Source organism: Bacteroides sp. 3_2_5, assembly GCF_000159855.2.
Classification (GTDB): Bacteria; Bacteroidota; Bacteroidia; order Bacteroidales; family Bacteroidaceae; genus Bacteroides; species Bacteroides fragilis.
Map to the genome: position 1 here is coordinate 91,082 of NZ_JH636044.1, position 13,097 is coordinate 104,178.

A 13,097-nucleotide genomic window follows, 5' to 3' on the forward strand; every position below is an offset into this window, starting at 1 on the left:
ATATGCTACTCCACCGTTTTCCCGTAGAATACCAAATGGATTCGCAAGACTGCGGACCCGCATCCCTTAAAATTATTGCTAAGCATTTTGGTAAGTTTTACTCATTGCAGTTCATGCGTGACCGTTGCGGCATTACCAAAGAAGGTGTATCGCTACTTGATCTAAGTACCGGGGCAGAAAGTATCGGGCTGCGAACGCTTGCCATAAAATGTACCATTGATGATGTGGTGAACAGCATTCCGTTTCCTGCAATTGTGTTTTGGAATGACAGTCATTTCATCGTGGTATATCATTCTGATAGGAAATACATATGGGTCTCGGATCCAGCAAAAGGACGCATAAAATACACGCATGAAGAATTTCGAAAGGGTTGGTATCAAAGGGATGAAAGCCAAGGTGTATTACTTGCCGTGGAACCAACTACTGATTTTAAGAATAGCAAAGCTGAACAAGAACAGAAGAGAAACAGCTTTTCGAGCATTCTTAAATATTTTTTTCCATATAAAAAGAGCTTCGGGTTAATATTTATTATTATGCTCGTTGTTACTGTCTTACAAGGTATGTTACCATTTATCTCTAAAGCGGTGATTGATGTCGGCATTAAAACTTCGGATAGGAACTTTATTAATATGGTACTGGTAGGGAATATCTGTATCTTGTTGAGTGTAATGATTTTCAATGTGTTGAGGGATTGGATCTTATTGCATATCACGGCGCGGGTAAATATTGCTTTGATTTCTGACTACTTGATAAAATTGATGAAGCTACCTGTTACTTTCTTTGAGAATAAGCTGCTGGGCGATATTTTGCAACGGGCACAAGATCATGAACGTATACGCAGTTTCATTATGAATAATTCTTTGGCATTGATATTTTCAACGCTTACATTTGCTGTCTTTAGTATTATTTTATTGATTTACAATTCTATAATTTTCTATATATTTTTATCAGGATCGGTTCTGTACGCTTGTTGGGTGTTACTGTTTTTGAGCATACGTAAAAAACTGGATTGGGAATATTTTGAACTTTTGTCCAAAAACCAAAGCTATTGGGTGGAAACCGTTTCGACTATACAGGATATCAAAATCTACAATTATGACAAGTACCGGCGGTGGAAATGGGAAGAAATTCAGGCACGGCTTTATCATGTCAATAAGCGTGTTCTTGCCATAACCAATGCTCAAAATCTGGGTGCCCAATTTATAGAAAATATCAAAAATATGGCTATCGTGTTTTTCTGTGCTATGGCGGTTATCAAGGGTGAAATAACATTTGGAATAATGATTTCTACACAATTTATTATTGGTATGCTCAATGGTCCGCTTGTGCAATTTATTAATTTTGTGGTATCAGCGCAATATGCCAAAATCAGTTTCTTACGCATCAACGAGATTCGTCAGTTGGAAAATGAGGATGAATTACTTTCTATTGGCAGTACAACCATCCTTCCGGAAAGAAAAACGATTCTATTAGAGAATATACATTTTCAATACACGCCTAACTCTCCTTTGGTTCTGCGTAATATTTACTTACAAATACCGGAAAATAAAATCACGGCAATTGTGGGAGGAAGTGGTAGTGGTAAGTCAACTCTTCTGAAACTATTGGTTCGGCTTTATAAGCCCAGCCATGGAGAAATAAAAATGGACAAGATGAATGTAAGTGCCATTAATCTACGCCAATGGAGAAACATGTGTGGTGTGGTAATGCAAGATGGAAAAATATTCAGTGATACCATCTTGAATAATATTGTATTAGATGATGAACAAATTAATTATACGCGTTTGAGGGAAGTTTGTCGTATCGCTCAGATTGAGGATGAGATAAACGCGATGCCTAAGGGTTTTGAAACGACCATTGGAGAAACCGGACGCGGGTTGAGTGGAGGACAAAAGCAGCGTTTGTTGATTGCTCGTGCGCTGTATCGGGATCCGAAATTTCTCTTTATGGACGAAGCCACAAACTCTTTGGATTCAATAAATGAACGAAAAATTGTGAATGCCTTGAACAATGCATTTGAACAGCGTACTGTTGTTGTTATTGCTCACAGGCTTAGTACCATTCGTAATGCTGATCAAATTGTGGTGTTGGACAAAGGTTTTATCGTTGAGACCGGAACTCATGAAATATTGATGGAGAAAAAGGGGCATTATTTTGAGTTGGTTTCTTCACAGATACAAGATTAACGAAGAATATCTAGGAGCATGTATCAAAAGTCACTCCTATAACACACTTATAAGATAATATGAATTTGAGAATAACCTATTACTCAAAGTATAGGAAATGAATCTGGAAGGATACATTACAATTGTCCGCTTTCTACCAACAGTATCACTCGTTCGGTTAACTTATCTTCTCCTTCGGGGTCATATTGTTTTTTTAAACTGGCTCCGAAAAGAGCGGCAAATGTTTGATAGAATCCTGCTTTAAAAGGTCCCATAAATGCTTTTACCAGTTCATAAGAACTTTGATGGCTTTGCCGGTCTATCAGCTTTATCAACAGTTTGCCTTGTGCAAAAGAGAGCTTTTTCATTCGTGGAGTATATTGCTCCTTCAATCCTTTTTCCACCCGTTTGATATGACGTTGGCGGGCTTTTTCGTTGGGCAGGGTCTGTAAGTATTCGTAAGTTTCAATGATGGTGCGGTTAATTTCTCTGGCAATAGGATACACTTTCTTCACATTTCTCACCAATTTATAATATTCCATCTGCTCTTTTCTGTTTCTGAATTTTAAAGGCTTGAATATATGAATGGTCGGAATCTGGAAAGCCGGGATTGTATCACCATTATACACACACATAGGTACCAGGTATCCACCGAGATTTGTTTTTTCCTGTGCCAGTGATTCGGAAGAAAACAATAAGGCGATAGATAACATCAAAAGTCCTATGGTAAGCCTCATATTCATTTTGCAAAAATAAAGGATTAAATTTATATTAATGGTTTTCCTTGCAGCATTAACCTATTTAAATTATCTTCGACAATTCGTTTGCTATTTAAAACACAATAACCACACTCGATATGAACGAAAGCATATCTATATTGAGTATATTCCTACTTGTTAATATGACGTTGATAACTTCTACTTGCCATGCTCAGAATCGTTCGGATTATCCTTGGGAAGAGGTGATGGAAAACTTGTCTATATCCGATGAAGAAGGAGATATACGTAATTGGGAGAATGAATTGGAGGAATTAACCGATCTTGTTAACAACCCTGTTAATATAAACTCTGCCACCAAAGAGCAGTTACAGCGGTTTCCTTTTCTTAATGATGTTCAGATTGAGAATTTACTTGCGTACATTTATATTCACGGATCGATGCAGACTGTCTATGAACTTCAGTTAGTGGAGGAGTTGGATCGGCAGACTATTCAATATCTGCTTCCTTTTGTCTGTGTAGAGCCTGTTGATAAGAAAGAGTCTGTTACGTTAAAGCAGATTTTAAAATATGGAAAACATGAAGCGGTGACTCGTATGGATGTGCCTTTGTATAAGCGTAAGGGATACGAGAAAAATTACTTGGGTCCTGCTGTTTATAACTCGGTGAAATATGGATTTCACTATCGGGAAAAGGTTTATGCAGGTATAGTTGCCGAGAAAGATAGTGGCGAACCTTTCGGAGCTTTACATAATAAGCAGGGATACGATTACTACTCTTTCTATCTACTTCTTCATGATATAGGAATACTGAAAACTGGAATTGTAGGAAACTATCGGTTGAATTTCGGTCAGGGACTGGTACTCGGACAAGGTTCTATGTTTGGAAAAACAGCTTATTCTTCGTCTTTCACTTTCAGGAGTACAGGTATACGCAGACATACTTCTACCGACGAATATAATTATTTCCGTGGGTGTGGCATAGCTCTAAAATGGAAACAATGGACGCTTTCCGTATTTTATTCACATCGTTCGTTGGATGGAGTGATAAAAGGCGGTGAAATTACCTCGATTTATAAAACAGGTTTACACCGAAGCGAAAAGGAAGCTGATAAAATGAATCAATTGACTATGCAGATGAGCGGAGGAAATATCAGTTATACCGGAAATAGTTATCAACTGGGTATAACCGGTGTTTACTACTGTTTTAACAGGTCTTATGAACCGGAACTTAAAGACTATTCAAAATACAACCTACATGGTCGTTCTTTTTATAATCTGGGTATGGATTATAAATATCGTTTTCATCGTTTTTCTATACAAGGAGAAGCAGCTTTGGGGATCAGTGGTATGGCTTTTATGAATCAGGTGCTTTATTCTCCTTTACAAGATATCCGGTTGATGTTGGTTCACCGTTATTATTCCCATGATTATTGGGCTATGTTTGCTCATTCATTTAGTGAAGGAAGTAGTGTTCAGAATGAAAACGGATGGTATCTGGCTGCTTCTGTAAATCCTTTCAACCGTTGGACATTTTTTGTTTCTGCCGATCTGTTTTCTTTTCCGTGGTGGAGGTACCGGATAAGTAAGGCCTCGAAAGGAGTGGATCTGCTCTTTCAGGCAAATTACGTTCCGTCGAAAACGGTTGATATGTATGTGAATTACCGTTATAAACAAAAAGAACGTGATGTGACCGGTACGCAGGGAAAAGTGATTCTGCCCACCTATCATCACCGGCTGCGTTATCGATTGAACTATTTACCCTGCTCTTCGTTATCTCTCCGGACAACAGTCGATTATAATCATTTTCATTCATCCGGAAAAACGGCTGGACAAGGTTATCAACTGACGCAGACGGCTGGATGGAAACTTCCCTGGTTGCCTCTGACAGCAGAATTGCAAGGTAGCTATTTTCATACAGACGATTATGATTCACGCATTTATATCTACGAGAAAGGGTTGCTATATTCTTTTTATACTCCATCTTTTCAGGGAGAAGGTGTTCGCTTGGCTATTCATTTTCGCTATGATATGAACAAGCATTGGACAGCAATTGCCAAGCTCGGACAAACCACATATTTTGATCGTGATGAAATAGGTTCCGGCAACGACCTGATCAGGGGAAATAAAAAAACGGATGTACAAATGCAGCTGCGTCTAAAGTTTTAGTAATTTTGTAGAAATTCAAAACAGTTTCTAAGATTGAACGATTAAACAGAATTAAGTATGACTATTATTTTTCCTTCTCCTATATTCGGACCGGTTCATTCACGTCGGTTAGGGGTCTCACTTGGAATAAATTTGCTTCCTTCCGACGGAAAAGTATGTTCTTTCGATTGCATTTATTGTGAATGTGGTTACAATGGTGAACATCGTCCTAAATCTTCATTACCGACCCGCGAAGAAGTCCGTATGGCTCTGGAAGAGAAATTAAAAGAGATGAAAAGCAACGGACCTGCTCCCGACGTACTGACTTTCGCCGGAAACGGTGAGCCGACTGCTCATCCTCACTTTCCGGAGATTATCGAGGATACACTTGCTTTGCGTGATGCTTACTTTCCGGATGCAAAGGTGAGTGTGCTCAGTAATGCTACTTTTATTAACCGTCCGGCTGTATTCGATGCGTTGAACAGGGTGGATAATAACATTTTAAAGTTGGACACGGTGGATGAAGAGTATATCCGGACTGTAGATCGTCCGAACGGACGATACGATCTGAATGGAACAGTCGGACTTTTAAAAGCTTTTAAAGGTAATTGCATCGTGCAGACTATGTTTATGAAAGGAAAATATAAGGGGAAAGATGTGGATAATACTTCTGACAAGTATGTACTTCCCTGGTTGAAAGTTGTAAAGGATATTGCCCCAAGACAGGTGATGATTTATACGATCGATCGGGAAACTCCCGATCAGGACTTGCAAAAAGCTACTCATGAAGAGTTGGATCGTATTGTGGCTCTTCTCACGAAAGAAGGACTTTCGGCATCTGCTTCTTATTGAGAATTATTCTTAAATGTATCATTTATAAAAAAGATTTGGATATGATGAAACCAATTGCTGTCAGCCAACTTAGTGATAATTTCTTTGAAACCATCAGTAAAGAATGGATGTTGGTAACTGCCGGTAATAAAGATGCTTTTAATACCATGACTGCCAACTGGGGTGGTATCGGATTTCTGTGGAATAAACCGGTTGTTTATGTTTTCATTCGTCCGGAAAGATATACGTTCGGCTTTATGGAGAAAAGTGATTATTTCACTCTTTCTTTTTTAGGGGAGGAGAATAAAAGTATTCATAAAATATGTGGTTCTAAGTCGGGACGTGAGGTGGATAAGATCAAGGAGACCGGATTGAAACCGATGATTACCGATAAAGGCAACGTTCTGTTCGAACAAGGAAGGTTGAGTCTGGAATGCCGGAAATTATATACTGATGTGTTACGGAAAGAAAACTTTCTGGATCCGTCTGTGTATGAACAATGGTATACTACACATGGAGGTTTGCATCATGTGTATGTGGCGGAGATTACGAGTGCATGGATAAAAGATAAATCTTAATAGCTTAATTTATGAAAAACAATTGTCTGATATGTTCCTTATTGTTTGCTTCAGGAATTCAGAATGCTTGGGGAGCTCAAATAACAGACCGTAAAGCAAATCCTGATCAAGCGAAACCCAATATAATTCTGATTATGTGTGATGATATGGGGTTTTCTGATTTATCGTGTTATGGCGGAGAAGTACACACACCACATATTGATTTTCTGGCGGAAAACGGGATACGTTTCAGTCAATTTAAAAATACGGGACGCAGTTGCCCCAGCCGGGCGGCTTTGCTGACAGGTAGATATCAACACGAAGTAGGTATGGGCTGGATGACTGCTGTGGATGAACATCGTCCGGGATACAGAGGACAGATATCGGACCGGTATCCTACAATCGCAGAGGTATTTCGTGAAAATGGGTACCACACTTATATGAGCGGTAAATGGCATGTTACCGTTGAAGGAGCATTTACCCAACCTAATGGAAGCTATCCGGTTGAACGGGGATTTGAAAAATACTACGGTTGTCTTTCGGGAGGGGGCAGCTATTATACTCCCAAACCGGTATTTTCGGGTTTGCAGCGCATTACGGAGTTTCCGAAAGACTATTATTATACCACAGCCATAACCGATTCTGCCGTTAGTTTTATCCGTCAACATCCGGTTGATGAACCTATGTTCATGTATTTGGCTCACTATGCTCCTCATCTGCCCCTTCAGGCTCCAAAAGAGAGAGTAGAGGCTTGTCGGGAAAGGTATAAAGCGGGATATGACGTATTGCGTAAACAACGCTTCGAACGCATCCGTCGCAATGGCTTAATCGACATTGAAGGAGAACTTCCGGTATTTGAAAAAGAGTTTGGAGGAAAACGTCCCGCATGGAATAGTCTTACTCCGCAGCAGCAGGAACGATGGATTACGGAAATGGCTACTTATGCTGCCATGATTGAAATTATGGACGATGGTATCGGAGAAGTAATAAAAGCCACTAAGGAAAAAGGTATATTTGATAATACCATATTTTTATTCTTAAGTGATAACGGTGCTACCAATGAAGGCGATATGATCACGCAATTGCGTGCAGATTTGAGTAATACTCCATTTCGCAGTTATAAGCAATGGTGTTTTCAGGGAGGTACGAGTGCTCCTCTGATTATCATGTACGGAGGCGGACAACCTGATGGAAAAAAGGGAGCGGTTCGTCACGAATTTACACATATTATCGATCTTTTTCCCACTTGCCTGGATATGGCTTCTATTGAATATCCCCGGGAATTTCGAAATCATGCCATTGATGCTCCTGGAGGCAGAACGATTCTTCCGGTGTTGAAAGGAAAGAAATTATCGAAAAGAGATTTGTTTTTTGAACATCAAACCTCCTGTGGCATTATATCTGGAGACTGGAAGTTGGTTCGGGCTAATGGTAAGCAGCCGTGGGAACTGTTTAACCTGTTACAAGATCCGTTTGAACAGAACGATTTATCTGCCCGTTACCCGGATAGAGTGAAAACATTGGAAAAAAAGTGGAATCAATGGGCAGAAAAACAACAGGTATTTCCTTTTGAATACAGACCATGGACTAAGCGTATCAATTATTATAAATCCCTGTATCCCGATCAATCCGGAAAGGATTTATGATCCCAACCGTTATTCCAGACCATGAAGATGTGTTGAAAACACCGCAAATTTCACAGATTTAATAATCATTTCTATGTTAATCTGTGAAATTTGCGGTAGCGGACTATAGTAATTTTTTTCTTTTCAGATACATCCAATATCCTGTGACAGGTAATGAAGTTCCTATCAGGGCAGCGATAAAAGTGACGATCTTTGAAAACATTCCCGCATAGGTGCCAAAATGTAAAGCACGTACTATTTTCCAGATAGGTGCTCCGCGTTTTACTTCCGCATCAAAGATAAAACTTACGATGTCTCTGTACCATTGAAATGACCACATCAATCCGGTGAGTGCACATACTAATAAGATAAGTGTTGCATATAATCCCAGTACAGAGTGTAAATCGAACATTAACCTTCTTCTGCCTTTTTGATGTTCTATAATCAACCGGCTTTTCTTCCACTTGCGCGGCCAGTATACTGTAAGTCCGCTGATCAGGATAAAGATGAAAAAAAGAGTAGAAATACCTACAATCATTTTACCTGTCGTACGGGTATCATCCATAAGCCACCGATGAAGCTTCATCACGATCATCAAAGGACTTTCCCGGATGGAATCATATCCCATTATTGTCAGAAGCTCTTCTTTGAATACAAGGATGGCGCCTGTAAAACAAATGATGCTGATCAGGATCCCTGCCGGTAGTGAAAGCCATAAGTGAATGTAACGGCAATATTTTTTTATCTTCATTTAAAAATGGTAAGAGATTACTGCTGAGAAATTACGTGGATCGATCTGATTGATATAACCTCCGCGATAATACGAATTGTATCCTAATGCATCGAACAGGTTGTTCAGGTATACACGGGCAGTAAACTTGTGGATACTATAGGCCAGCTGGGCGTTTATTGTAGTATAACCGGGCATGTCAAAAGGCTTTTCGTTGGTCATGGAGCCGTGTCCGTCCGGCTTGATTGCAAAATCATTAACAGGACGTTTACCTACGAAATAGACTCCTATACCGGCTGATAGTCTTTTTAATACTCCTTTGTCGAATCGATATTGAATCCATCCGTTAGCAGTATGTTTCGGGGTATTCATCGGGGCTGAACCATTTTTAAAGGCCGGGCTGTTTTCGTATTTTGCATCCAGATAAGCGTAACCCATCATTACTTGGAGGTTTTCAAGTATACTTCCGCTTAATTCGGTTTCAATACCTTTTCTTTTCAGACTTCCCGCTTTATCAAAATAACCGGTAGGTTGAGTAGTTCCCGGATGATAAGTACTATAAGAGAGGTTTTTAGTAAGGATATCGAAATATGTCAGGTTAAAGCGCAGGCGGTTATTCAGCCAATCGGACTTGATGCCCACTTCAAACTGGCGGGTCTTCGACGGACCTATTTCATCTCCGTTCTCCATTCGTCTGGCTGCATGGAGAAGGCTGGTAGTAGTTGTATATGAACCGAACAAATTAATGTTCTTTATCGGAGTCAGCATGATGCCTAACATCGGATTCCAGGCATCTCCGGTAGTGGGACCTGCACTTGTGCCGTCCTGACTGCTGATATAACTGTATCTCAGTCCCAGGATAGCCTTTATATACTTATTAAAAGTCATTACTTCCTGTGCCATTATTCCATAACTTGAAGAATTGGATTCTACTGGGGTTTCGGGAACAAATTTAACCGCGACAGGTAGCACATTCGAGATGCTCGGGGCCAGTACGTTGATAGTGTCTATGTTGACAGGGGTATAATTGGTGATCGACAGATCGGTGTTTTTGTAGTCGAATCCTAATTGGAATGTATGTTTAACAGGGCCGGTGAAAATATCTCTGCCGATAAAGTCAAGCTGGAAAGTTGAGTTGCGGTCATCGCGTAATGAACGTGAAATCGTTCTTCTACGCATGTTATATTCTTTATTGACTACGGTTTTTACGGAAGTACTTGTATTATCCACTTTATATGAAGAGCCGAAATATGCTGCCCGCACACTGATATTATCTGTCAGCTGGCGGGTGATGCGTGCGGCATAAGTCAGCGTCTTGTTGTTTACATTATCGTTTTTGAATCCTAGGAATTTGTTGTGTGGCATGTCGTACAGATTCTCTTCCGTATCTTTCGATAGATTGACTGAACTGGTATAAGGAGTACGGTTATCATTCAGATAATCCATTTCTATGGTAACGCTTGTTTTGTCATCCGGACGCCATTCTAATGAAGGGTTGATGTATACGCGATTGGAATGGATGACCGGACGATAATTATCCGAACGTTCGAAGGCACCGTTCATACGGAAAGCGATCGTCTGATTTTTATCCAGAACGGACTGTACGTCAAATGTGGGGCGGAACAATCCCCAGCTGCCTGCCCGCAAAGATACTTCTCCTTCATTGGTGAACTTGGGTGTTTTGGTTACTACGTTGATTACTCCGCCTGCACTTCCGAGGTCGTTTCCGATACCTTGTGTGACGGCTGCGGAACCTTTGATGACCTGTATGCTTTCTACTCCCTGCATTTCGGATAAAGCAGAGCCGGTACGGAAATCGGAATCTATCCGGACTCCATTCTTTAAAATAGGTACTCCCCGGTATCCGCGGATGGACATGCTTTCTCTTACTCCGCCATACGATCCGAAAAGAGTAACTCCGGGTACATTTCTTGCGACATCGGTTACGGTAAGTGCCCCCTGTTCGGTAATCGATTTTTCTGAGATTACAGAAATACTCTGTATCTGTTCACTGGGACGTAAAGGCATGCGGGTGATGGCATCCAGTTTTTTCGGTTGTTTATATCGTTCTCCGAACACTTCTACAGTCGATAGTAAATTATCGTCCGGTAAGAGCGTAAACGAGAGTTGCGCTACACTTCTCGAGGTGAGATCGACTGTACGGGTTTGAGTGACATATCCTACAAAGCTGACATTTATCTTGTAAACTTTACGTGCCAGATTACGTAGAATAAATCGGCCTTCACTATTGGTTGTTGTTCCGATGGTGGTACCTTCTATTTGGACAGTGGCCGAAGCCAATGGCGTATCAGTTTCGTCATAGACTACTCCACGGATGGCAGGGACTCTATCGACAGACTCTGGTTCTGTGGCAAAAAGTAACGATGGGAATATTAGTAAAACTAATAAAAGCAGGGTACTATAAATTTGCTTCATACATTTAACAGCATTAAATTAATATTAAAATTTAGCGAGCCGCAAAGGTATGTGTACCTGAAAGAGTCTACAATACCTATAAAAAGGTATAATGCAATGTGGAATCCATAGAATTGGTGAGTTATATAATAAAGAAAGCGGATGAAAGTGATGATTTATTCACTTCCATCCGCTTCGTGTGTGCAGATAGTATCAGATGATTAATTTATAATTTCTTTGGCTCTGTCCAACGCTACATTTATATTCGGGCAGATGTTTTGTTTTCCTAGTAATTCATAGAAGCCCGACTTCTCAAGGGTTTTGTGTACTTTCTCGTTTACTCCCGAGAGTACGATAGTGATCTTTTCCTTTTGAGACATTTTACAAAGGCTGGTCAGGTTGTGAATACCGGTCGAATCGATGAATGGAACTTTACGCATGCGGATGATGCGTACTTTAGGACGGTCACCCAATTGTGCCATTGTTTCTTCAAATTTGGTGGCAATACCAAAAAAGTACGGACCATTAATTTCATATACCTCCACGCCGGCAGGGATTATCAGATGCTCTTCGCATACGGCAATGTCCAGTTCGTCATTCGGATCGATTTCATCTTTGATGACAGATATCTCGGTTGTTTCCATCACACGTCGCATAAACAGGATACAGGCGATCACCAAACCTACTTCGATGGCAATAGTCAGATCGAAGATAATGGTAAGGAAGAAGGTGATCAGCAATACGGTCACATCCGATTTGGGATTCTTCAGCAATGCTTTGAATGTACGCCACTCACTCATATTATATGATACGATGACTAATACACCTGCCAGGCAGGCCATTGGGATGTATTGCGCCAGAGGCATCAGAAACAGGAGGATCAGCAATAAAACTATAGTATGAATGATACCGGCTACCGGTGTTTTACCGCCATTATTGATATTAGTCATTGTGCGGGCAATGGCTCCGGTTGCGGGGATGCCACCAAATAACGGTGTGATCAGATTGGCTGTTCCTTGTGCGATCAGTTCGGTATTTGAATCGTGTTTATCTCCTGTCACACCGTCGGCTACGGTTGCCGATAGTAATGATTCGATAGCTCCCAATACAGCGATTGTAATGGCCACCGGAAATAAATCCTTGATGGCTTCCCAGTTGAGGGTGGGTATGGCTGCTTCGGGCAATTCTGATTTGATGGTAAAACGATCGCCAATGGTATCGATGGAATCAATGCCGGCATATGTTTTTAATACATATACCCCTATCGTTACCACAATAATAGCAATAAGAGAACCCGGTATCTTTTTCGAAAACCGCGGAGTAATGGCAATAATGATGATACTGAGAATACTTACGACGGCGTTCCACCAGTTGACTGTGTCGAAATGCCGGAAATAGATCATCCATTTTCCGATAAAGTCTCCCGGAACTTTCTCTCCACCGAAATTCAATCCGAATATGTCAGCAATCTGGGTTGTGAAAATAGTGACGGCTATACCGCTGGTAAAGCCTACAATGATCGGATAGGGAATAAATTTAATAATCGCTCCCAATTTAAATACTCCCAATAGGATCAGGAGTATGCCGGCCATCAGTGTAGCTACGATTAATCCCGCTTCTCCATATTGCTGGATGATGCCATAAATGATGACGATGAATGCTCCGGTCGGTCCTCCGATTTGTACCTTGCTTCCTCCGAGCAAAGAGATGATGAATCCTGCAATGATAGCTGTAATAATTCCTTTCTCGGGTGATACACCTGATGCGATACCGAATGCGATGGCCAGAGGTAAGGCTACGATACCTACTATGATACCTGCCATCAGATCTGACATAAACGTTTCCTTAGAGTAGTTCTTCAAGGTAGAGAATAACCTTGGTTTGAAATCCAACACTTTCATTTCCTTCTTT

The 13,097-nt window shown here is 40.7% G+C and carries 9 protein-coding genes; 5 read left to right on the forward strand and 4 right to left on the reverse strand.

Annotated elements, in window-relative coordinates; genetic code table 11:
- The first annotated feature begins 2 nt into the window (after positions 1 to 2).
- Entirely contained in the window at positions 3 to 2,186 is a 2,184-nt protein-coding gene (locus BSHG_RS17085) for a peptidase domain-containing ABC transporter (protein ID WP_008657835.1), read from the forward strand.
- A 116-nt stretch (positions 2,187 to 2,302) separates the two neighbouring features.
- Here the strand turns inward: BSHG_RS17085 and BSHG_RS17080 are convergent, their stop codons facing one another.
- Positions 2,303 to 2,902, reverse strand: coding sequence for a DUF4294 domain-containing protein (locus BSHG_RS17080; protein ID WP_005802042.1), 600 nt, complete (start codon positions 2,900 to 2,902; stop codon positions 2,303 to 2,305).
- Between the two features lie 119 nt (positions 2,903 to 3,021).
- On the opposite strand from BSHG_RS17080, the gene BSHG_RS17075 reads away from it, so the two are divergent.
- Genes BSHG_RS17075 through BSHG_RS17060 form a run of 4 tightly spaced genes read left to right on the forward strand, consistent with a single transcriptional unit; the run spans position 3,022 to position 8,062 of the window.
- Positions 3,022 to 5,049 (forward strand): helix-hairpin-helix domain-containing protein, encoded by a 2,028-nt coding sequence (locus BSHG_RS17075; RefSeq protein ID WP_008657836.1) that lies wholly within the window; start codon positions 3,022 to 3,024, stop codon positions 5,047 to 5,049.
- A gap of 57 nt (positions 5,050 to 5,106) precedes the next feature.
- Complete coding sequence (locus BSHG_RS17070; protein WP_005802040.1) at positions 5,107 to 5,880, forward strand: radical SAM protein; 774 nt, start codon at positions 5,107 to 5,109, stop codon at positions 5,878 to 5,880.
- Positions 5,881 to 5,921: 41 nt separating this feature from the next.
- Complete coding sequence (locus tag BSHG_RS17065; RefSeq protein WP_005802038.1) at positions 5,922 to 6,437, forward strand: flavin reductase family protein; 516 nt, start codon at positions 5,922 to 5,924, stop codon at positions 6,435 to 6,437.
- An 11-nt stretch (positions 6,438 to 6,448) separates the two neighbouring features.
- Positions 6,449 to 8,062 carry an arylsulfatase gene (locus BSHG_RS17060; protein ID WP_008657837.1) on the forward strand — a complete coding sequence of 538 codons (1,614 nt, stop codon included), beginning with the start codon at positions 6,449 to 6,451 and terminating at the stop codon, positions 8,060 to 8,062.
- Positions 8,063 to 8,165: 103 nt separating this feature from the next.
- Here the strand turns inward: BSHG_RS17060 and BSHG_RS17055 are convergent, their stop codons facing one another.
- The 3 genes from BSHG_RS17055 to BSHG_RS17045 all read right to left on the reverse strand — a co-directional run bounded on the left by BSHG_RS17055 (position 8,166) and on the right by BSHG_RS17045 (position 13,087).
- Positions 8,166 to 8,792, reverse strand: coding sequence for a PepSY-associated TM helix domain-containing protein (locus tag BSHG_RS17055; RefSeq protein ID WP_008657839.1), 627 nt, complete (start codon positions 8,790 to 8,792; stop codon positions 8,166 to 8,168).
- Positions 8,793 to 11,207 (reverse strand): TonB-dependent receptor, encoded by a 2,415-nt coding sequence (locus BSHG_RS17050; protein WP_005783566.1) that lies wholly within the window; start codon positions 11,205 to 11,207, stop codon positions 8,793 to 8,795. It abuts the gene before it with no gap.
- Positions 11,208 to 11,407: 200 nt separating this feature from the next.
- On the reverse strand, positions 11,408 to 13,087 hold the full coding sequence (locus tag BSHG_RS17045) for a SulP family inorganic anion transporter (RefSeq protein WP_008657841.1): 1,680 nt from the start codon (positions 13,085 to 13,087) through the stop codon (positions 11,408 to 11,410).
- Positions 13,088 to 13,097: the final 10 nt, after the last annotated feature.

What these genes read in the sequence shown, in the direction of transcription:
- BSHG_RS17085 (WP_008657835.1), top strand. Translation starts at nt 3, where the DNA reads ATGCTACTCCACCGTTTTCCCGTAGAATACCAAATGGATTCGCAAGAC.
- BSHG_RS17080 (WP_005802042.1), bottom strand. Translation starts at nt 2,902, where the DNA reads ATGAGGCTTACCATAGGACTTTTGATGTTATCTATCGCCTTATTGTTT.
- BSHG_RS17075 (WP_008657836.1), top strand. Translation starts at nt 3,022, where the DNA reads ATGAACGAAAGCATATCTATATTGAGTATATTCCTACTTGTTAATATG.
- BSHG_RS17070 (WP_005802040.1), top strand. Translation starts at nt 5,107, where the DNA reads ATGACTATTATTTTTCCTTCTCCTATATTCGGACCGGTTCATTCACGT.
- BSHG_RS17065 (WP_005802038.1), top strand. Translation starts at nt 5,922, where the DNA reads ATGATGAAACCAATTGCTGTCAGCCAACTTAGTGATAATTTCTTTGAA.
- BSHG_RS17060 (WP_008657837.1), top strand. Translation starts at nt 6,449, where the DNA reads ATGAAAAACAATTGTCTGATATGTTCCTTATTGTTTGCTTCAGGAATT.
- BSHG_RS17055 (WP_008657839.1), bottom strand. Translation starts at nt 8,792, where the DNA reads ATGAAGATAAAAAAATATTGCCGTTACATTCACTTATGGCTTTCACTA.
- BSHG_RS17050 (WP_005783566.1), bottom strand. Translation starts at nt 11,207, where the DNA reads ATGAAGCAAATTTATAGTACCCTGCTTTTATTAGTTTTACTAATATTC.
- BSHG_RS17045 (WP_008657841.1), bottom strand. Translation starts at nt 13,087, where the DNA reads ATGAAAGTGTTGGATTTCAAACCAAGGTTATTCTCTACCTTGAAGAAC.